At 69.4% G+C, this 20,855-nt stretch carries 17 protein-coding genes and 1 tRNA gene; 9 read left to right on the forward strand and 9 right to left on the reverse strand.

Annotated elements, in window-relative coordinates; genetic code table 11:
* Positions 1-140: 140 nt before the first annotated feature.
* The gene (locus MFF40_RS00980; protein WP_238259388.1) at positions 141-1,349 is read left to right on the forward strand and encodes an acetyl-CoA C-acetyltransferase; all 1,209 of its coding nucleotides are present in this window, start codon (positions 141-143) and stop codon (positions 1,347-1,349) included.
* A 223-nt stretch (positions 1,350-1,572) separates the two neighbouring features.
* Positions 1,573-2,082, forward strand: a complete 510-nt coding sequence (locus tag MFF40_RS00985) for a DUF2059 domain-containing protein (RefSeq protein WP_147856882.1) — start codon at positions 1,573-1,575, stop codon at positions 2,080-2,082.
* Positions 2,083-2,115: 33 nt separating this feature from the next.
* On the opposite strand, the gene MFF40_RS00990 is transcribed toward MFF40_RS00985, so the two are convergent.
* On the reverse strand, positions 2,116-2,895 hold the full coding sequence (locus MFF40_RS00990; protein ID WP_238259390.1) for an EAL domain-containing protein: 780 nt from the start codon (positions 2,893-2,895) through the stop codon (positions 2,116-2,118).
* Positions 2,896-3,008: 113 nt separating this feature from the next.
* Between MFF40_RS00990 and MFF40_RS00995 the strand changes: the two genes are divergently transcribed.
* Positions 3,009-5,207, forward strand: a complete 2,199-nt coding sequence (locus MFF40_RS00995) for a 3-hydroxyacyl-CoA dehydrogenase NAD-binding domain-containing protein (RefSeq protein ID WP_238259391.1) — start codon at positions 3,009-3,011, stop codon at positions 5,205-5,207.
* Positions 5,208-5,377: 170 nt separating this feature from the next.
* Here MFF40_RS00995 and MFF40_RS01000 read toward each other — a convergent pair whose 3' ends face one another.
* From MFF40_RS01000 to MFF40_RS01010, 3 genes are all read right to left on the reverse strand, one after another.
* Positions 5,378-6,238, reverse strand: a complete 861-nt coding sequence (locus MFF40_RS01000; RefSeq protein WP_238259393.1) for a 3'-5' exonuclease — start codon at positions 6,236-6,238, stop codon at positions 5,378-5,380.
* 70 nt (positions 6,239-6,308) lie between these two features.
* The gene (gene ligA / locus MFF40_RS01005) at positions 6,309-8,783 is read right to left on the reverse strand and encodes an NAD-dependent DNA ligase LigA (RefSeq protein WP_238259395.1); all 2,475 of its coding nucleotides are present in this window, start codon (positions 8,781-8,783) and stop codon (positions 6,309-6,311) included.
* Between the two features lie 65 nt (positions 8,784-8,848).
* Positions 8,849-10,099, reverse strand: a complete 1,251-nt coding sequence (locus MFF40_RS01010) for an MFS transporter (protein WP_238259397.1) — start codon at positions 10,097-10,099, stop codon at positions 8,849-8,851.
* A gap of 159 nt (positions 10,100-10,258) precedes the next feature.
* Here MFF40_RS01010 and MFF40_RS01015 point away from each other — a divergent pair, with 159 nt between their 5' ends.
* The 3 genes from MFF40_RS01015 (at position 10,259) to MFF40_RS01025 (ending at position 12,546) form a co-directional block, all read left to right on the forward strand.
* The gene (locus MFF40_RS01015; RefSeq protein WP_147853678.1) at positions 10,259-10,957 is read left to right on the forward strand and encodes a 4'-phosphopantetheinyl transferase family protein; all 699 of its coding nucleotides are present in this window, start codon (positions 10,259-10,261) and stop codon (positions 10,955-10,957) included.
* An 82-nt stretch (positions 10,958-11,039) separates the two neighbouring features.
* Positions 11,040-11,116 (forward strand) — tRNA-Pro (locus tag MFF40_RS01020).
* 137 nt (positions 11,117-11,253) lie between these two features.
* On the forward strand, positions 11,254-12,546 hold the full coding sequence (locus MFF40_RS01025) for a HEPN domain-containing protein (protein WP_238259399.1): 1,293 nt from the start codon (positions 11,254-11,256) through the stop codon (positions 12,544-12,546).
* On the opposite strand, the gene MFF40_RS01030 is transcribed toward MFF40_RS01025, so the two are convergent.
* The 5 genes from MFF40_RS01030 to MFF40_RS01050 all read right to left on the reverse strand — a co-directional run bounded on the left by MFF40_RS01030 (position 12,543) and on the right by MFF40_RS01050 (position 17,089).
* On the reverse strand, positions 12,543-13,991 hold the full coding sequence (locus MFF40_RS01030) for a site-specific integrase (protein ID WP_238259400.1): 1,449 nt from the start codon (positions 13,989-13,991) through the stop codon (positions 12,543-12,545). The genes MFF40_RS01025 and MFF40_RS01030 overlap by 4 nt on opposite strands.
* A 357-nt stretch (positions 13,992-14,348) precedes the next feature.
* Positions 14,349-14,816 carry a hypothetical protein gene (locus MFF40_RS01035; RefSeq protein ID WP_238259401.1) on the reverse strand — a complete coding sequence of 156 codons (468 nt, stop codon included), beginning with the start codon at positions 14,814-14,816 and terminating at the stop codon, positions 14,349-14,351.
* Complete coding sequence (locus tag MFF40_RS01040) at positions 14,816-15,613, reverse strand: hypothetical protein (protein WP_238259402.1); 798 nt, start codon at positions 15,611-15,613, stop codon at positions 14,816-14,818. The genes MFF40_RS01035 and MFF40_RS01040 overlap by 1 nt, the downstream gene beginning before the upstream one ends.
* 1 nt (position 15,614) lies before the next feature.
* Positions 15,615-15,803: a hypothetical protein gene (locus MFF40_RS01045; RefSeq protein WP_238259403.1), complete on the reverse strand. Its 189-nt coding sequence runs from the start codon at positions 15,801-15,803 to the stop codon at positions 15,615-15,617.
* Entirely contained in the window at positions 15,800-17,089 is a 1,290-nt protein-coding gene (locus tag MFF40_RS01050; RefSeq protein WP_238259404.1) for a hypothetical protein, read from the reverse strand. Before MFF40_RS01050 ends, MFF40_RS01045 begins: the two co-directional genes overlap by 4 nt.
* A gap of 486 nt (positions 17,090-17,575) precedes the next feature.
* Here MFF40_RS01050 and MFF40_RS01055 point away from each other — a divergent pair, with 486 nt between their 5' ends.
* From MFF40_RS01055 to MFF40_RS01065, 3 genes are read left to right on the forward strand one after another with little or no spacing between them, the layout of a single operon-like run.
* On the forward strand, positions 17,576-18,511 hold the full coding sequence (locus MFF40_RS01055) for a hypothetical protein (protein WP_238259405.1): 936 nt from the start codon (positions 17,576-17,578) through the stop codon (positions 18,509-18,511).
* 1 nt (position 18,512) lies between these two features.
* Positions 18,513-18,866 carry a hypothetical protein gene (locus tag MFF40_RS01060; protein ID WP_238259406.1) on the forward strand — a complete coding sequence of 118 codons (354 nt, stop codon included), beginning with the start codon at positions 18,513-18,515 and terminating at the stop codon, positions 18,864-18,866.
* Complete coding sequence (locus MFF40_RS01065; protein WP_238259408.1) at positions 18,866-20,488, forward strand: hypothetical protein; 1,623 nt, start codon at positions 18,866-18,868, stop codon at positions 20,486-20,488. Before MFF40_RS01060 ends, MFF40_RS01065 begins: the two co-directional genes overlap by 1 nt.
* The last annotated feature ends 367 nt before the right edge of the window (positions 20,489-20,855 follow it).

Below are 20,855 nucleotides of genomic sequence, written 5' to 3' on the forward strand. Positions count from 1 at the left end.
TTTTGCGCGCGATTCAAGCTTGGCCGTTTCGCCGCGGTCCGGGATGGTGCGACGCATATCTGCCGTGGCAGACTGGCGCCCAGCGAGTCGGCCCGCTAAGGCCGCGTCGCCAACAGGCAAGAACACGCTGGGGAACGCCGATGCCCGAAGCCTTCATCTACGATCACGTCCGCACGCCGCGCGGCCGTGGCAAGGCGGACGGAGCCCTGCACGAGGTGACGGCCCTGCGCCTCGCCGAGACGGCCCTGCGGGCCCTGAAGGACCGCAACGGCCTCGACACCGCCCTGGTGGATGACGTGATCCTGGGATGCGTCGACCCGGTCGGCGAGGCGGGGGGCGACATCGCCCGCGCCGCGGCGCTGGTGAGCGATTACGGCGACCACGTCCCGGGCATCCAGATCAACCGCTTCTGCGCGTCGGGCCTCGACGCGGTTAACTTCGCCGCCGCGCAGGTGATGAGCGGCCAGCACGAGATGGCGGTGGGCGGCGGCGTCGAATCGATGAGCCGCATCGGCATCGGCGCGTCCGGGGGCGCCTGGCCGGTCGATCCGGCGATCGCCATCAAGTCGTATTTCATGCCGCAGGGCGTCTCGGCGGACCTGATCGCCACCAAGTACGGGTTCACGCGGGACGATTGCGACGCCTACGCGGTGCGATCGCAGGCGCGCTCGGCCAAATCCTGGGCGGACGGGCTGTTTAACGGCTCGGTGGTCCCGGTGCGCGACGTGAACGGCATCACGCTCCTCGATCGCGACGAGCATATGCGGCCGAGCACCGACATGCAGTCGCTCGCCGCGCTGAAGGCCTCCTTCGTCCAGATGGGGCAGATGGGCGGGTTCGACGCGGTGGCGACCGACGCGCATCCGGATGTCGAGACGGTCAACCACGTCCACCACGCCGGCAACTCGTCGGGCATCGTCGATGGCGCCGCCGCCGTGCTGATCGGCTCGCAGGCGGCCGGTGCCGCCGCCGGCCTGAGGCCGCGGGCCCGGATCCGGGCGTTTGCCAATATCGGTTCCGATCCGGCCCTGATGCTCACCGGCCCGGTGGACGTCACCCGCAAGGTCCTGGCCCGGTCCGGGCTGAGCCTCTCCGACATCGACCTGTTCGAGGTGAACGAGGCCTTCGCGGCGGTGGTGCTGCGCTTCTGCCAGGCGTTCGATCTCGATCCCGAAATCGTCAACGTCACCGGCGGCGCGATCGCTCTGGGCCACCCGCTCGGGGCGACCGGCGCGATGATCCTCGGGACGGTGCTCGACGAGCTGGAGCGCACCGGCAAGGAGCGCGCGCTGGTGACGCTCTGCATCGGTGCCGGCATGGGCACCGCCACGATCATCGAGCGCGTCTGAGCGACGGTGCGGCGCGGGGGCCGGCCACGGCCGCTCTCCAAAGCCCGGGAACGCTGCTCGCGCATCGTCCCGAAAGGTGGTTTCCGGCTTTCGGAAAAAGACGATGCGAAACCAAGGACCTACAGCATCGTGCCGGTTCCGATATCCGGCACGATGCTGTAGAGGCGCGGGCGACGGTCGGCCCGAATCCGGGCCGGACGATAAAACATTGGGAGTCGAGCCCTTGAACCGCCTGATCGCGACGCTCTGCCTGGGCGTCTCCCTGAGCATGCCGCTGGCCGCACGTGCCGACGATGCGTCCGACCGCATCACCGAAGCCACGTCGCTGGTGAACAAGACCTTGATCAAGAACCTTCAGACCGGCTTCAACGTCGCGCTGGAGAAGACCGTGGCGGCGATGCCGGAATCCCGCGCCGAGGCCGTGCGCAAGGAACTCACGGACGAGTTCGAGAAGCAGCGCGGCATCATGATCGAGGGGCTGTCGAAGGAATACGCCCAGAAGTTCACGCTCACGGAGCTGAAGCATCTGGACGAGATCTACGCCGATCCGACCTACCTCAAGTTCCAGACCATGAACGCCGATCCCAACTCTGCGGTCACGGCGATCTCGCAGAACTCGGTGACGAAGCTCCTCAACATGCTGGCTGTGGCCGCCGCCACCGACAACGCCCCGAAGACCGGTGCGCCGCCGGTTCCGCCTCCGGCGGCTCCCCCCGCCCCGGCACCGAAGTAGCCGATGCCGTCCCCCGCGCGCGATCGGCTGGCCTCAGGCCGCGCGCGCGGCCGCCCGGTGGGCGAAGCCGTCCACCTGGGGCAGCGCCTCGAGCTTGGGCTTGGCGAAGTGATAGCCCTGCACCAGCGTGATCCCGAGACCGCGCAGGGCGTCGAGTTCCCCCGCGGTCTCGACGCCCTCGGCCAGAACCGTGACGCCGAGCGCGCGGGCGATGGCGATGATACCGGACACGATCGCGTGGCGGCCGGAATCGGTGTCGATGCCGCGCACGAGTTCCATGTCGATCTTGATCAGGTCGGGGCGGAAATTCGCCAGCAGGTTCAGCCCCGCGAAGCCGGCGCCGAAATCGTCGAGCGCCGTCAGGAAGCCCTGCTTGCGGTAGGCGGCCACGATGCGCTTCACGTGCTCGATGTCGTGGAACCGCTCCTGTTCGGTGAACTCGAACATGATCCGCCGATACGAGAAGTCGACGCGCCGCGCGGCATCCAGGGAGGCGCGGATGCAGGCGTTGGGCTCGTAGACCGCGTTCGGCATGAAGTTGATCGACAGCCGGGTGTCGCTGTCCCGCGGGAACAGGCGCCCGGCCAGTTCGATCGCCTTCACGCGCGCGGCCTGGTCGAACTGGTAGCGCGTCGCGTCCGTCACCCGGTCGAGGATCGTGCCGGCCGGTTCGCCATTGGGCCCGCGCACCAAGGCCTCGTAGGCCCAGACGTGTCCGGATCCGAGGTCGAGGATCGGCTGGAAGGCCATCGTGAAGTCGAAATCGAGGGCGGCCCCGTCGCGGCATGCGCGGCAGCCAATATCCTTCGTCATGTGCCGAATCCGTCGGTACCCCCCGACCGGCGGATCATGCGCTCCAGCACTCAATGCAACCTTAACGTACAACCACCGGCTTTTAGACGGCGTGACTTTGGGAGGACGGCACCATGACGCTGACCGATTTCCGTTTTGAGACCGATTTAGACGGCGTTGCGGTGGCGACCTGGGACATGCCGGGCCGGTCGATGAACGTGATCACCGAAGCGGTGATGGATCAGCTGGAGCAGATCATCGAGACGGTCGCGTCCGATGCGGCGATCAAGGGGTGCGTGATCGCCACCGGCAAGGACAATTTTTCCGGTGGCGCCGACCTCACCATGCTGCAGGGACTCGGCCGGGCCTATGAGCAGCTGAAGGCTGAGGAGGGCGAGGAGGTGGCGATGCGCCACTTCTTCGAGGCGTCGCGGCGCCTGTCGCTGCTGTTCCGGCGGCTGGAGACCTGCGGCAAGCCGTTCGCGGCCGCGATCCAGGGCCTGTGCCTGGGCGGCGCCTTCGAACTCGCCCTGTCTTGCCATCACCGGATTGCCTCGGACGATGCCAAGACGCGGCTCGGGCTGCCGGAGATCAAGGTCGGGCTGTTCCCGGGCGGCGGCGGCACCCAGCGGGTCGCCCGGCTGATGCAGACCGGCGACGCGCTCCAGATGCTGTTCAAGGGCGAGCAGATCCGCGCGCCGATGGCCAAGGGCATGGGGCTGATCCACGCGGTGGCGCCGCAGGCCGAGATCGTCGAGCGCGCCAAGGCCTGGATCCGCGACGGCGGCTCGGCGGTGGCACCCTGGGACGTGCCGAAGTTCAAGGCGCCCTCCGGAAAGGTCTACTCGCCCGCCGGCATGATGATCTGGCCGCCGGCCAACGCGATCTATCGCCGCGAAACGCACGACAATTACCCGGCCGCCAAGGCGATCCTGGCCTCGGTCTACGAGGGTCTGCAGCTGCCCATGGACCTCGCCCTGCGGGTCGAGAGCCGGTACTTCGCGCATATCCTGCGCTCGAAGGAGGCGGCGGCGATGATCCGCACGCTGTTCATCTCCATGGGGGAGCTGAACAAGGGCGCCCGCCGACCGAAGGACGTTCCCGCCACCAGCCTGCGGCGGGTCGGCGTGATCGGCGCCGGCTTCATGGGCGCGGGCGTCGCCTACGTCACCGCCCAGGCCGGGATCGAGGTCGTCCTGGTCGACCAGTCGATCGAGGCCGCCGAGAAGGGCAAGGCCTACGCCCACACGCTGATCACCGGCCAGATCAACAAGGGCCGCGCCAAGACCGCGGACCGCGACGCGCTGCTCGGCCGGATCACCACCACGGCGGATTACGCCACGCTCAGCGGTTGCGACCTCGTGATCGAGGCGGTGTTCGAGGACCCCAAGGTGAAGGCCGAGGTGATCCAGAAGGTCGAGGCGGTGATCGGCGCCGACACGATCTTCGCCTCCAACACCTCGACGCTTCCGATCTCCGGCCTGGCGAAGAACTCGCAGCGGCCAGACCGGTTCGTCGGCATCCATTTCTTCTCGCCCGTGGAGAAGATGATGCTGGTCGAGATCATCAAGGGCGAGGCCACCGGGGACGCGGCGCTCGCCACCGCCCTCGATTACGTGCGGCTGATCAAGAAGACGCCGATCGTCGTGAACGACGCCCGCGGCTTCTTCGCCAACCGCTGCGTCGGCGCCTACATCCTGGAGGGGCACAAGATGCTCGCCGAGGGCGTGCCGCCCGCCATGATCGAGAGCGCAGGGCGCCAGGCCGGCATGCCGGTCGGGCCGCTCTCGCTCAACGACGAGGTCGCCCTCGACCTCGTGCTCAAGATCGCCAAGGCCACCGAGGCGCAGGTCGGGGCGGATGCGGTCGACCCCTCCCAGAAGACGATCCTCACCGCCATGGTGGAGGGCCAGGGCCGGCTCGGGCGCAAGAACCGCAAGGGGTTCTACGATTACCCCGAAGGCGCACCCAAGCGCCTCTGGCCGGGCCTGGCCGACCTGCAGCCCAACCGGATCACCCCGGAGGCAGTCGATTTCAACGAGCTGAAGCAGCGGCTCCTGGTGGTGCAGGCGCTGGAAGCCGCCCGCAGCGTGGGCGAGGGTGTGGTCACGGATCCCCGGGAGGCCGATGTCGGCTCGATCCTGGGCTTCGGCTTCGCCCCGTTCACCGGCGGCACCCTGTCCTACATCGACTTCATGGGGGCGGCCTCCTTCGTGGCGCTGGCCCGCGGCCTCGAGGCCAAGCACGGCGCCCGCTTCCGAGTCCCCGACACCCTGGCCGTCATGGCCGAGCAGGGCAGGACGTTCTACGGCGATGCGAAGCGCGCGGCCTGATCTTCTGGTAGACGCTCATAAGACCAGGACCTGAGAGCCGTTCCCGATCGATTCGGGAACGGCTCGGGTTACCGTGTCGCCAGCTAATCGAACGTCGGCATATTGCTACGAGCGACGTCGAGCGCCCAGTCACCGCGCTTCAGAATTGCCTCGCGGCAGCCTGATCGTCATCAGGCGACACGGACTTTCGCGCCGAGCATCCGGGCCAGCAGTTCCACGTGGTCGGCGTTGTCGGAGAGCAGGTCGGTGATATCCCCGACCTCCAACGCCTTCACGTGGCGGCAGCGCATCCCGTAGCGCCCGGCCGTGCAGGTGCAGCGGAGCTGCGGGCCGCCCGCCCGCTCTTCGAGCACGACGTCGTACCGCTTGCCGGTCGAGCCCCGCACGGAGAAGCTCAGTGCCGAGGGGGCGGCCGGGAAGGCGGCCAGCGCGCGGTCGCTGATCGGTCCCGGAGCCCGGCGGGGGAGGGACGGGCCGCCCGTCACCCGGGTGACCGGGACGCCGATCGCCGCCGCGAGGCCGTGGACGTCCGGCGTCTCGGTCTGGCGCATGGCCGCCAGGGCGATCGCCGCGCAGGCATAGGCATCCTCGCCGGCATCGTGGTGCTCGAAGCGGATGCCGAGGCGCCGGGCCACCTTGCCGAGGCCGCAACCCTCCGGCGCCGGGAAGACCCGGCGGGCGATCTGGACCGTGCAGAGATACGACAGGGCCGGCACCGGCAGGCCGGCCCGGGCGAGGCCCGCGCGGAGCACACCGATATCGAAGCTGGCGTTGTGCGCCAGGATCAGCCCGCGGGTGAGGTCGCCGAGATAGGGCGCCATCACGCCAGCGAAATCCGGTTCGTTGGCGACGTTGGCGGGCAGGATGCCGTGGACCCGGATGTTGCCCGGCGAGAACCGCATCTCCGGCGGCCGAATCAGGTGGCTCTCCCGGCGCACCACGCGCCCGTCCGCGATCCAGGCGAGACCCACCGCGCAGGCACTGTCGCGCCGCTCGTTGGCCGTCTCGAAGTCGAGGGCCAGGACCGTCATCGCGGGTCAACCATGCCGGGGAACGTTCTCGGGGTGTTCCCGAGCGGTCTAAGCCCAGGCGACTCGCGCTTCAACCCTGCGCCACCATCCCGAGCCAATCGTCCTCCGACACGACCCGGACGCCGTGCTTCTCGGCGTCCTTGAGCTTCGAGCCGGCCCCGGGGCCCGCGACCACGAGGTCGGTCTTGGCCGAAACCGATCCGGAGACCTTAGCGCCGAGCCGCTCGGCCACCGCCTTGGCTTCGTTGCGCGTCATCTTCTCCAGTGTGCCGGTGAAGACCACGGTCTGGCCGGCGAAGGCCGAGGCGGCGGCTGGTCGCTCCATCGGCTCGACCGTCACCTGTTCGAGCAAGGCGTTGACCGCGTCGGCATTGTGCGGCTCGGAGAAGAACAGGATCAGCGCGTCGGTCGCCACGGGCCCGATCTCGCCGTCGTCGGCGAACACCCGGTAGGCGTCTCCGGGCTTCTGCGCGGCGGCCCGGGCGAGGGCGGCCCGCACGGCGTCGGCATCGCCGTAATGCTGCAGCAGGTTTTCCCGCTGGGGGGCGCTGAGGCGCGCGCGCGGCGCCTCGGAGGGGGCGTCGTCGGGGAAGCCGAGATCGAGCAGGCGGTCGCGGGTCGTGTCGCCGATCCTGTCCACGGACCGCAGCTCGACCCAGTCCGGCCCCGGCTGCACGGCCGCCGCCTCCGCGATCGCCGCGATCAGCGACGGCATGTCGGAAAACCGCTTGGCCAGGGCCTTGGCGGTGGCCTCGCCGATCTGCGGGATGCCGAGGGCGAACAGCAGGCGGTTCATCGGGACCGAGCGGCGCGCCTCGACTCCCGCCAGCAGGTTCTTGATCGCCTTGTCGTCCTCGTCGCCCTTCTTCTTGGCGGCCTTCTTCGGCGGCTCGGTGGTGCCGGCCTCGGCGCGCCGCTCGGCCGACAGCGCCTCGCGCCGCGCCACGACGGCCGCCTTCAGGGTCTCGAAATCCAGGCGGAACAGGTCGGCGGGCTGGCGCACCAGCCCGGCCTCGAACAGCACCTCGATATAGGTCTCGCCGAAGCCCTCGATGTCGAAACCGTTGCGCGAGACGAAGTGCTTCAGCCGCTCGACCCCCTGCGCCGGGCAGATCAGGCCGCCGGTGCAGCGCCGGATCGCGTCGGGGCGGCCGGTGCGCGGGTTGACCGCCCGCACGGCGCGGCTGCCGCAGGCCGGGCAGGTCTCCGGGAAGACGTAGGGCCGCGAATCCGCAGGGCGCTTGGCGAGGTCGACATCCATGACTTTTGGAATGACGTCGCCGGCTCGCACCACCGTGACGGTGTCGCCGACGCGGATGTCGCGGGGTTTCAGCTTCGGCTGACCATCGGCACCGATACCGTCCTCAATGGGCTCACGGATAAATTCGCCGTCGGCGCCGACGCCCTTCACGTAACCCTCGTTGTGGAGCGTCGCGTTGGAGACGACCACGCCGCCCACCGTCACGGGCCGCAGCTTCGCGAGGGGGTTGAGCGAGCCGGTGCGGCCGACATTGATGACGATGTCCTCCACCACCGTCGTCGCTTCCTGGGCGGCGAACTTATGCGCGAGCGCCCAGCGCGGCGAGCGGGAGACGAAGCCGAGCCGCTTCTGCAGCGCCAAGTCGTCCACCTTGTAGACGACGCCGTCGATGTCGTAGCCGAGCCCCGCCCGGTCCGCTTCGATCCGGCGGTAGTGACCGAGCATCGATTCGATGTCTGTGAAGGTCCGTGTGAGCGGGTTCACCGGCAGGCCCCAGTCGGCGAAGCGCTGCAGGGTGCCCGATTGCGTCTCGGCGATCGGCGCCGAGAGCTCACCCCAGGCATAGGCGAAGAACTTCAGCGGCCGGGATGCCGTGATTCCGGGATCGAGCTGGCGCAGGCTGCCGGCGGCGGCGTTGCGCGGGTTGGCGAAGAGCGGCTTGCCGGCCGCCTCCTGCCGTGCGTTGATCGCGGCGAAATCGGCGTGGGACAGGTAGACCTCCCCACGGATCTCGCAGATCTCCGGCCATCCGGTCCCGGCGAGCGTCGCGGGTATGTCGTGGACGGTACGGGCGTTGGCGGTGACGTTCTCGCCGACCTCGCCGTCGCCGCGGGTCGCCGCCGTCTCCAACTGGCCGTTCACGTAGCGCAGCGACAGCGACAGGCCGTCGATCTTCGGCTCGGCCGTGAAGGCGAGGGGCGCGTCCTCGGACCAGCCCAGGAAGCGCCGGACCCGGGCCACGAACTCCGCGACTTCCTCCGCGTCGAAGGCGTTGCCCAGCGATAGCATCGGTACGGCGTGCCGCACCTTGGCGAACTTCTCGGACGGCTTGGCGCCGACCGTGGTGCTGGCCGCCCCGGTCCCGGCGAGATCGGGAAACCGGGTCTCGATCGCCTCCAGCCTGCGGCGCAGGCGGTCGTATTCCGCGTCCGAGATCTCCGGCGCGTCCTCCTGGTGGTAGAGCCGGTCGGCCTCCTGGATCGCGTCCGAGAGCCGCGCGTGCTCGGTGCGCGCCTCCTCGGCTGTCAGGTCGAGGTCGGGCGTGTCGGGCTTCGCAGCTGGCATGCCGGCGTTCTAGCGCATCGCGGGCCCGGGGGGAGTCGCCCGTCCTGAGACATCCCCGATTTCCCTCAACCGCCCGGTGCGAGCAGATCGCCGCGGCCGACCAGGAGGGCCGCGCCCAGGAACACGACGGCGACCAGGATCGCCACGGCGGATAGCGGCATCACCGGGGCGAGCCATCCGGCCGAAGCCGTCCCGGCGACCGAGCCGAGATTCATCGCCGCCATGTAGACCTCGAACTGCGTCGCCGCGCCGGCGCGCCCGCGGCTGGCCTGGAGCAGGGCGGGCATCAGCGCGACGATCAGGAGGCCCGGCAGGGCGTTGGTCAGGGCCAGGATGAGCGGCGCCGCGGGGCCGAGAAGGCCCGCCCCGATCAGCACCGCCGCCAGCACGAAGGTGGCCGCGCTCGCCAGCAGCAGGAGCCTCAGCGGCCGCACCGGCCCGACCCGATCGGACCACAGGCCGATGGCGAACGCGCCCGCGGTGCCGCTCACGAGCGCCAGGCCCGCCTGGAGTTGGGACAGAACCGCGGGTTCCCAGCCGCGGCCCTGGAGCAGGTCGACCGAGAAGGGCAGCTCGAACAGCCCGAGGGCGCCGTCGAGGCCGAAGCACAGGGCCAGCAGTTGCAGAGCCCGCCTCCTGCGCAGGGCCACGCCGAGGCGGCGGAGGAATCGCAGGAACGGGACCCGTCGGGGAGCCGGCCCGCGCCGGTCGAGCGACAGCAACGCGTCGGCGGGTGCTTCGCGCACGAGCAGCATCGGCAGGCTCGCCATCAGACCGGCGCCGAGCAGCAGGGACAGGCTGACGGTCAACCCGTAGGTGGCGAGCGTCCAGCCCAGGATCGCCGCGCTGAGGCTCGTGCCGACGACGAAGCCCGCGCGCGTGCAGGCGCTGACCCGGCCGAGTTCCGCCGCAGGAACGTGGTCCATGATCATCCGGTCGCACGCGGTATCCAGCAGCGAAGCGAACAGGCTGTGGACCAGGAAGGCGAGGCCGAGCAGGCCCACCTGTTCCGCATCGAGCAGCAGCATCAGGGCGAGTGCCGCGTGGCATCCGAGAAGCGCGGCGACCGCGAAGGGCCGGCGCCGGCCCATGCGCAGGTCTCCGGACCGGTCGACGAGCGGCCCCCACAGGATCGGCTGGAGCGTCCAGGGCAGCCCCGCCAGGGCGAAATGGACCCCGACCTCGGTTGCCGACACCCCGTGCGCCGTGAGGTGGTTGGCCAGGGCGGTGAGGGAAAAGCCGGCGATCAGGCCCTGATAGAGGTAGGTCGCGAAGAAGACGCCGTAGCGTGCGCGCCGCCCGGCGAGGCTCGGCAACGCCGCTCCTCTCGGCGCGGACCGAACGCTCAAGTCTCCCTGCACTTGCCAGCCCGGTGCCGCACGACGATGCTCCTCCCCCCGCCGCCACCGGATCGAACCCGTGCCGCCTCACCCTGAACTTCGTACGTCGTACGCGCGGACGCCGCGAGGGGTCGCGTGAGCGCGGCCGAGATCTGGGTGGTCGATCTCGCTTTGTCGCCTGGCCAGCTCGAGCGTTGCGCATCTGTCCTCAATGCCCAGGAGCGCGACCGCGCCGCGCGCTTCATGCGGGCGGCCGACCGCGTCCGCTTCCAGGCGAGCCACGCGGCTCTGCGGTTGATTCTCGGAGACGCGCTGGGCCTCGCACCGGGCGAGATCCGCATGGAGGCCGGCGGGGCCGGCAAGCCGCGCCTGACCGGCCCAGTGCAAGGCGCCTTCGACTTCAACCTGTCCCATTCCGGCGAACGCGCGGTCGTCGGCTTGGCGCGCGGCGTGGCCATCGGCGTCGATGTCGAGGCGATCCGGCCGATCCCGGATGCGCTGCGCATCGCGCGCGGGCATTTCGCGGCGGATGAGGCCGCAGCCCTCGCCGTCCACGCCCCCGAGACGGTCGAGGCCGCCTTCTTCGGCCTGTGGACGCGCAAGGAGGCCGTGGTGAAGGCGTTGGGCACCGGCCTGTCGATGCCCCTCGACCGTTTCAGCGTCAGCGTGCCGCCCGCCCGCCCAAGGCTTCTCCGCATGGCGCAGGCCGGCGACTGGACCCTCGCGGAGATCGATTGCGGTCTCGGATATGCCGCCACGGCCGCTTTGCGCGACGCGGCGTTCGAGATCGCGGTTCGGCATCCGGTGGGCGATTGGACGACCCGTCTGCGCTGAGCGCCCAAAACCGCCCTTGCGGTACGGGAAAGGCGCAGCTATAAGCCCGCTGCCGGCAGTTGCGGAGACGCAAGCCGGCCTTCGGAGTGTAGCGCAGTCTGGTAGCGCACCACGTTCGGGACGTGGGGGTCGCAGGTTCAAATCCTGCCACTCCGACCAAGTTTCCCTAGGGAAACCGGTCTTCCCGGCTCAGAGAGCAAATCCCGACCAAACATTCGACCAAACATTGGTCGGATGCTGTGGTCTTGGCGATCTGCCCCATTACGCCCGTGACACGCCCGTGCGACGCTCGGCCCATGCCGATGAACCTGCATCAGGGCTGCATGAAGCGCCTCGTCGAAATCCTCGCCACCGCCCTTCCCGACCTGCCGGTTCACAGCCGGATGTTCGTGTTGATGGAGAACCCGTCACCCTTGGCCGCCCTCGACGCGGCCATTCCGGACGCGGGCGGTACGCGGTCGAAGCTGGTCGGGATAATCGACGAAAACCCAGCCGCGGAGTTCGTAATGGACTGGATCGGACGCCGCCTTAAGGAGACCGTGGAGCCGATCTTCAATCAGCCCCCTGAGCCCTTGGGCACGCTGGCCGGGTTCTCGGACGCCAAGGCGGTCGCCGGCGAGATCATCGCAGACCTGAACTCGCTGCCTTGGGACTACGTATTCTCGCTCCCGATGCCCAAGGTCATCGGCGACCGGATGCTAGTCGCGCTACAGGACAGCCTACCCCTCGAACTCTCCCCGACCATCAGCATGGTGCGAGGCGACGATGCGACGATGGCGGCCTTTCCGGCGCCCCGGAGCGAGAACCGTTTGCTCGGTTTGCTCGGAGGCATCCACGGCCTGCTCGCGGCCGAATGGCACGAAGACACCATCTACCTGCAGGTCAGGAGATCGGGATACGTCAGCCGCTTCGGGCAATCGGCCACCGCATTCGAGGCCGAAGAGGCGCTGCGGGCCTTCGCGGGCGTGAGCATGGCTCATCACCTCTTCAGGTTCAGTTGGTCGACATCCAACGCGGCAGCCCACATGTCCCGCCCCTCCTACATGGTTCACCGACGGGTCGACGGAGCATGGGTGCTCGACTGCACACCGGAATTCGACACGACCCTTGCCGCCGCCATGTCGTCCATCGAGCTCAACAAGATGGGAGACATCACCGACCGGGCCTTGCTCGATCACGCCTTGCCGAAGGTCCGGACCTGCTTCAGCCGCCCGGAGGCATCGGGCCGGATAACGCGATCAGGCCGATGGCTGTTCGGCAGTTCGGTAAGCCGCGACGAGACGATGGCGTTCGTGCAGGGGGCTGTCGCGCTGGAGATCCTGCTTGGCGAAGAGGAGGCCTCGGACGAGGTGGGCCTCGGCGAACTGCTCGCCAATCGATGCGCCTACCTGATCGGGGAGAGCCAGGAGCACCGAAAGGAAGTGCTGCGAGAGTTCCGGGCGATCTACAGAGTGCGGTCGAAGATCGTTCACGTCGGCAAGGGCCGCCTGACGCGGTCGGAGCACGACATGCTCAGCCGCCTTCGCTGGATGACTAGCCGTGCCATCCAGGCGGAGACCAAGCTTCTAGAGCGAGACCACTCCCCCTAAGCCGCCTTCCGCTTCCCACCCCGCCGGCCGAGTGCCTCGCGGGCACCTTCCATGTGCTTGGCGCTGTGGTGCCCGTAGCGCCGCTCGATCATCTCGACGCCCATGCCGACGTAGCCGGCCAGCTCCCAGATGGGGACACCGGCCTGCATGCCCCACGTCACCGCCGTGTGACGTAGGCTGTGCCGGACGACGTCGTCACCGAGTCCCTCCTCGTAGACGAGGTTGGCGAAGCTCTTCTTCGTCGACCCGATGGGCTTGCCCTGCCACTCGACCACGTAGGTCTGGCCGAGGACGTGATGCCAGCGCCACAGGTGGGAGACGAGGCTGTCCGGCATCCGGACCGTCGGGGCCTTCTTGTTCTCGGCCTCCTTCGTACCGAGCGCCTTCCGGTGGAAGATCGCCACCCGCTTGATGGTGGGGACCTGGACCCGGCGCTCGAACGCCTCGCCGTCGATGGTGCGGGTCTCGACGCGTTCGACCATCGTCGTCTCGGTCGTCAGTTCCATCCACGGCAGGCCGGGCGTCTTGACGAACGAGGCGTTGCAGATCGGCCCGGACCGGGTGCCGGTCCGGAGCGCCACCAGGATGAAGCGCGCCAGGTGCCGGGCGGGGCGCCGGGGCGTCATATACGTCTCGCCCTTGCGGGGACCGGACGTGATCTTCTGGACCTCGCGCTTGCGCCAAGCGCGAAGGATCAGGCGGGCCGCCTCGGAACGTTCGAGCCACCGATCACGCTCTTCGCCCTTCGGGGGCAGGACCACGCGGACGACGTCGCGCGTGAGGTTGTCCGCGAGGGCGACGTTCACGGCCGCCCGCAGGTCCTCAAGCTCCCGCCGGACTCCCGCCGGCTTCACGGTCCGCTGCTGGGTCGGCTTCGAGTACCCTGTCCGGGCGGGCTTGCCGTCCTTGCCGGTCCCGAGGCGCGCATGCGTCTTCCATGGCTGCCCGACGCGCGAGGCGACGTAGGCGGCGCACGAGACCGTATCGACGTCCGCCAACGACCGCTCGCCCCACCACTCCAACAGAGCGACGACGCGCTGCGCGAGCTCGTGGTGGCGGGAGACGCCGCCGACGTATTGGCCGGTCTTCGGATCGAGGGTGCCCCGCTTCGCCTCAAGGTACCGCGACAGGACGGTGGCGAGGGACACCTCGTGCGCCGGCCGGCCCTTGTCCAGGACGACGGCCTCGACCGCCTGGATCGCCAGGCTGTCCTTGTAGTCCTGGAGGATGGCTAGGACGCGGGCTTCGTTCGCTTTGCGCTCCGCGCCTTCGCCAAGGCCGAGGCCAGTGCTAAGGACCTGCCGCCGCTTGTGGATGACGACCCAAAGGCCGCCACGTTCGACGCCGTCGGTTCCGATGCGGCCTTCGCGGTACCAGGCATAGGGCTCGCCTCGCCCTCCGACGCCGAGCTTGCGGGGGCCCTTCTTCCGTCGTCTGTCTGCCACGCGTTCCTCCATGCGCGCAGCTGGGCGCGCGACACCTCAAAGAGGCGACCGCGACGCGACACCCTAAGCTCGCCCCGCCTGATCGCGCCGCGGAGATCCGCGACGGAGTAGGCGGGGAAGCCCCAGAGGCCTTGGAGCTCGGGCGCCCAGACAGCCCGGTGGAGCGCCCATGGCACGTCGTCGCCGGAAGCGGCGAGTAGCGGGCGGGCGCCCTCGGACTGATCGAGGGCGACGTCCAGGGATGCGATCAAGGCGTAAGTCGCGGTCATCACGGAGAGAATCACCCAATGTTTGGTCGCCCGCAATCGGGGATGTTTGCCACGGTTAATGTCGTGGCCCTGGCGGTCCCGAGCCTGCTCAGGCTGCCTGCAGGGCGGCGTGATCGGCGAGGTGCTGGGCGAGCGTCCGGAACCGGTGGGCCTCCGGTTCTGAGGTGATGCCGTCCGCCTTCGCGGCGCACCAGGCGGCCAGCGCCGCCGGGTCGCAACGCAGCGATGACCCGTAACCTTCGTGGGGGCATCCCTGGAAAACCCAGGCTCGGGGGACCCAATAGGTTTCGCCGAGGATCTCCGCGATCTGCTGCAGCGGCAGCGCCCCGGGCGTCACCGGGTCGATGGGGCCCATGCCGTCGGCGATGACCCGCGCCCTCTCGATGAGGCTCCCCCGCTCCTCGTCCGAGGCGACGTCCGGAAAGTCGGCGGCGACCTCGACGGCGAAACCATCCCCGCCGATACGGAGGGCGTGGACGAGCGTCGCCACATGGTCCGGCCGGGCGTCCGTGGCGACCTGCTCGGCGATGATGTCGGTGGTCTCGTTGCGTGTCATCACAGGTCCATGTCCTCGAATGCGGCGCTGTCCTCGGTGAGGCGTTCCTGCCGCGCCTTGGCGTCGCGATCCCGGACGGCAGCGCGTCCGAGGGCCTCTCTGTGCGCGTCCTTCAGTTGCCCCACCCACCGCTTGATCCAGAACCGCGGCCACCCGTGGTGGAGATCCGCGAGGAGCCCCTTCGCCTCGGCGATGCGCGGCCACCGCTCCCTGACGTCAGCCGGGACGTAGTGGCTCCAGAAATCCGGGATGACGGTGTCGGGGTCGGCCACGGCGATGGCGTCCAGGAGGCGGACGATCTCGGGCGCAGCAGCCTCGGCGGCCTTCCTGTTGAGGGTCGCGTTGAGCTTGGCCTGCGCCCGCACCCTCTTGTCCATGGCGGCCTGCGCCTGTGGCTCCAGGCCCCTGACCTGGACGGACCGCCCTCCGAGCTCGGCGTACCGCGGCTCCCTGTCAGGCATGACCCAGACTCGCTGGCCGTCCCGGGTCGGACCGGGCTCGACGGCGCCCATCGCCACGCCCCATCCGATGAGGTTCCCGGCGTACTCGGCGACGAACTTGTGGCTCCAATCGCGATACGGGTTGATGGCCCTCGCGCGATCCTGGGCCTCGCTGTCCGACAGGGCGTCGTGCCCCTCGAACAGCTTGATCAGCTTCAGGTTCGCCAGCGCCTTGTACCGGGGGTATTCCCCGCCGTAGGGCCGGTTGAGAAGCGCGCCGTCGAAGAGCACGCCGAGATTGTGCTGTTCGAGGGGCGAGAGGTCCGGCTTGGGCCGGTATCGGGGCCTGCGTGCCATCTCAGTCTCTCCCTGCTAGGCCGTGCCACAGCACGATGAGGCGGGCTCGCCCCCAGATCCGGGCGGACGCGCCCGGATCGGTGATCCCCTCGACGGCCCGGGCCGCGGCGGGCCCGTCACCGGCGAGGAGGGCGTCCGCCAGGGCATCGACGACGCGGGTCTCTTCACGCCATGCGTCGAGCGACGTCACTGGCGCGTGCTCATGGCATCGTCGGCCAGCATCAGCTCGCGGAAGACCTCGTTCGCGATGGCCTCGTTGGAGATGGCGACGTTGTCGACCACGTCCTCCGCCGGCGGGATCACCCGGGCCATCGCGACGGAGCGGATGTCCTCCCTGACCCACGCGATGGCGTCGGACCGGGTGAGACCCTTCGAGGCCGCGAGGTCGACCGCGCGACCCAGGTCATGCAGCCCGAGCGGCGCCGTGGCCTGAATGTGGGCGACGACGGCCACGGCCTCCTCAGGGGCGAGCGCGCCGTACGGGTCGACCGGGCGGGACGGGGCGACGGGCTCCGGGGCGACGGGCGCGGCGGGGACGTCCGCCGGTGCGGCCTCCTGCGGCGCCGGCTCGACGACCTGTTCCTCGGCCTGGCGCTGGGCGGCGCCCAGGCCATCCATGCGGCCGCGGCCGGAGAGGCCCATCCTGCGCCAGTGGGCATACAGCGACGTCGGCGAGATGCCGTAGCGCGCCGCGAGGGGGACGAGGTTGCCACCGTCGGCATGGTCGCGACGGATGATCGAATTGTCAGGCGCGCGACGATGGATGTGGGGCGTGTGGTCGGGCGTGGTCTCGGACACGGTGGGCACCTCGGCGGGGGGAGTGGGATCGGGAAGGGGAGCAGCGACGGGGACGGCCTCCTCGGCCGGAACCTCGGCGGGGGCGACGAGGGCGAGGTCAGGGAACACGGCCTCGATGGCGGCCTGGTCCTGCCCGGAGAGGGCGGCGCGCAGGACGTCGTCGACGGGGGGGAGGCGGTATCGGCCGGTGGCGGGCTGAGCCGGGACGAGCGCGAGGGCGGCCCGCAAGACTTCCCCGACGGCGAGCTCGTGGGCGTGCTGTCGGTCCCGCTCGGCGATTGCGTCGGGGGCGCCTCCCTTGGCGAGGTTCCCGATGCTGGCGGCGCGGCCGCGCTCCTCCGGGGAGATGCACACGTGCGGGAGGCCCCGACGCGGAAAGAGCCCCCGCGTGGTGTTGTGGAGCATCCCCGCTGCCCGCTCCCCTCGTGTCCCTGACCCGAGGACGAAGGCAGCTTCGACGCACACGGCGGCGTCGATCTCGGAATACGAGCGCCGCTTCGACACGCCTTGCAGCACCTCGCCCTTGGCGGCACGCCCGGCCTGGGCGAGCGTGCAGATCGTCCTTTCGTCGAGCCACCACCACCTTGCGGTTGCCGCCTCCATTGAGTGCGAGGCGACTAGCGCGGCCACCTTGGCGGCGGTCGGTCGGATGTGGACGCTGGCGTCGACCTTGCTCACGGGCGACCCCCGATCCGCACGATCCGGCGCTCAAGACCGAGGGCCGCGAGGATGCGCGGCGAGGCTGGCCGGCGACCGTGGCGGACATCGAGCATGTATGACGTGCTCACGCCGAGTCGCCGAGCCGCTGCGCCAGCGGACCCTGCCACGTCAATGGCCTCTCGCAGGAGCTCGCGGGGATCGGGTTCCGCCTCCTCCTGCGGGAGGGGTGCCATTGAAGATGCCATGTCGGTCTCCCAGCTATCGCAAACGAATCCGTCCGCTGTTGCCAACAAGCTCTACCTCCGATCCCTGTATATCCACGCGGCGAGATGCCGCATGGTCAGTATGAGGCAGGCTTGAAGGCATGCTCAAGAGGAGAAACGAAGGATTGGTCATCTAATCCTTCGACTTTCGAAGGATTAAAAAGGCCGAGTAACACTTGCAATGGGGGGGAGTTTCGGCATCCTCGTGGCTGTTGCCAATCGCCGAAGGAAACCCCCCGCCGTGCTGACGCTCCTCCTCCTCCTCATCGGCCTCGCCATAATCGTGGCTCAGGCCTACGCGGCCTCGGCCCGGCCGCTCCCCGTCGCCGAGGCCATCCCCCTCACGGCGCTGGGCCTGACGTGGCGCCAGCAGCGGTCCGTCAAGACGAAGCATGGCGACCGCGTCCTCTGGCTGGGCCTCGGCGATCCGGCCATCTATCGCCGGGCATACAACTTGGCCCGTGCCCCCCTGCGCGACGCCGGCTACTCGTGGGCGGACGACCGCTCGGATGTGCGCGAGGGCGACTGGACGCCCTGCTGCTGGGAGCCGGTTCCGTCCGATGAGGCCGCCGCCGAGCGGGGCATCGCCGCCGCCGAGGCCGCAATTGTCGCCGACGACGAAGGCAAGGCGCGTGTCCAGGCCTATCTGCGCCAGCGGGAGATCGAGGAGGCGGAGGCGAACGGGCCCGGCCGGCAGGCCGCCATCGAGGCCATGAAGGTGTCGCTCAACAAGTTCCATTGGGCTTGGCCCAAGGCGAAGCGGGAACTCGCCGTCGCGGTTCTGCAGCATCCCATGGGCGTCGGCGGGTATCCGCACCCGGACGTGGCGCACATGGCCCGGCAACTCGTCCGCCAGGTCGACAAGGCCATCGAAAAGGTCCGCGAGCGCCTCGCCCGAGATCCGGTCCACGACTGGTTGGCCCGGGCGCAGGAGCCAGGCGTGCTCCAGGCGGTCCACGTCGGCGTCAAGTTGCTCTGCAGCTTCGACGAGGACCGCGCCTCGATCCGAAACGATGCGGGTTGGGGCAAGTCCCACAGCCATGTCGGACATGTCCTCGGATCGCTGCCGACGCTCAGCGTCATAGAGGCCAGCCAGGCGCTGGCTGCCGTCTTTCGGCACCGGCGGCAGCTTCCCCCGGAGCTCCGGGCGGAGATCTTCGGCTCGGCGGAGGCCTAAGATGTCCCGCCCTGATCCCCAGCAGGGCTCGTTCCTCGCCGCTCTCGTCCGGCCCGCGCTCAGGCCGGATCATGACCTCGGGCTCGGAGCCCTGATCCGACAGCACCTGACCGACATGACCGGTCCTGGCATCCCGTCGTGCGTCGAGCACGTCCGGTCGGTGTGGCGCGATGGCGATGCCGTCGTCGCCGACGTCGAGGTCTTCGACGCGGAGGTGCATCGCATCAGCGTGCGGGGCACCCGCGACACCATCCGTCAATACTCGTGGTCGCAGATGCCGGTGCCCCTCGGATGGGACAGCAGGGCGAAGCGGTGGCGCCGGTACCCGGCAAACCTTGATCGGAGGGATTCCTGATGACCCAGCTTTCCTTCATGCACGCCGTCGACGCGGCCCTGACGACCGGGTTCCCCTGCGGGTCATGGTGGTGGCCCGCCTGGAAGGCGGGCGACCCGCTCCCCCCTGGCTGGCGCCCGCCCGTCCCCGGGGCGGACAACCCGAAGCCGAGGCTCCCGGCGGGGTCTCCTCCGGGCATCGCTTGCGATGGCGACGAGATCGACATTGAGATCGCCAAGGCCCTCGACGCGTGGCGGCCGGCGGGAATGTCCAGCCCATTCGTCGGCATCTACGAGACCCGGCGCCTCGCATGCGGCGCGGCTTGGGCGCGCCTGGAGGCGTGGGACGCCGGGCTGAGCCACGCCACGGTTCGGGGCGGCATCATCGAGTGGGGGTATGTCCCGGGGGCGGGGGAGCTTGTCGCGCTCGATGGGCAGTGGACGCGCATCCCGGAAGAGGAGGGCCCGGACCCGCAATGGACGGAGACGTGGAAGCTCGGCGACGCCATCCCGCCGGGCCTGATGCCTCCCGTCGGTGGGGAGGTCCTACCGACCTGGTATTACTCGCACGATGGCATGCGCGATGAGCAGATCGCCATGGATGTCTGGCAGGCCGTCTGGGACGGCAATCATCCGGGTGCGCCATTCCCCTTCGAAAACGTCACCGAGACGCACGTCCTCCCCGACGGTGCCCTGTGGGCGTGTTTGACGGCAGTGCATGACGGAGGCCTGAGCCACGTCACGCTGCGGGACGGAGTGCTGGAGTGGACGGAGGCGCCGGGGGCCGGCCTGCTCGTCTACGCGGCGGACACGAGGACCTGGGGACGCCTGCCGGCCAAGGAGACGTGGGACGCCGAGGCGGCGGCGTGGGTGCCAAAGGCCTCCTCGACCGAGGCGGTGTCCGCACCTCCGGACGCGGAGGCCCTTAAGACGTCGGCGTCCGCACCCCCGGACGCGGAGGCCATTGATACTTCGGCGTCCGCTCCCTCGGACGTCGACCCGGAGCCGGCCGTCCCGGCGGTCGCCCCCCTGCCGTCGGGCGGCATCCAGGCGTTCCTGCACGCCCACAATCTCGCGACCAACTTTGGGTGGAAGACCTTGGCGGGGAGCCTGTCCCGCACGACTCCCGGCGACGTCCGCAACGCCGTGGCCGGGAACATCGCCGGGGGGAGCCTGTCTGACGCCAATGCCAGGACGCTGCTGGCGTGCATCGAGGCCACCGATCCGCCGGCGGATGTGGTGACGGAGGTCGCCCCGGAGGCCGAGTTTCCGGACGTTGATCCCGTCTACGGGACGCGCCGCGCCCCGCCACCGCCACCCGACTTCATGGAGGAACTCGCCCGCAAGCAAGCGGAGGGGCGAGCCCGGCGACAGGAGGCGTGGCGTCCTCTTGAGGCGCTCGCCGATGCGGGGCTGGCGCAGTTGCCGACGTTTGTCACAGACCGCACCTACTTGTTGCCGCCGGCCTCGGACAGCCTGATGCTCTGGTACGACCCCAATTTCGGTCGCCCCAAAGACGTGTCGCTTTGGATCATCGGCCCCGATGTCGACCCCGATATTCTGACGCGGATAGAGAGCATTTTGGGTGTCACAGCGCGAGGAGCGGCGACGTCGATCCGCTTGCTGGAGGTGGCCCCGCCGTAGCAGGTGTCAGACGGTAACGTGGCCGCGCGGACACAGACAGTTTCTTTGATCCCGCTGTGAACCCGGCGATCAAGATCACCAACATCATCGCCCTGCTGTTGCTGACGATCCTGGCCCACTCCTGTTTTGATAGCCGACCCAATGATCCGCATTTCACCCCCAAAGTTCCGCATTGAAACAACCTAGAGTAAAACAAAGGCCGCCTTCGAAAGGAGGGCGGCCTTTGTCGTTCCTGAGCGGTGAAGCTCAATGCGAAGCATGGCTGGCCTAGCTCGGTGCGCCGACGCTGTCGGCACGCAAGAGCCTGGGCGCCTACCCTTCCGGCGATGCAAGGAGGTTCCCGGAGGAGGGCCGCGGGATGCGCTTT

Source organism: Methylobacterium mesophilicum, assembly GCF_022179445.1.
GTDB lineage: Bacteria > Pseudomonadota > Alphaproteobacteria > Rhizobiales > Beijerinckiaceae > Methylobacterium > Methylobacterium mesophilicum.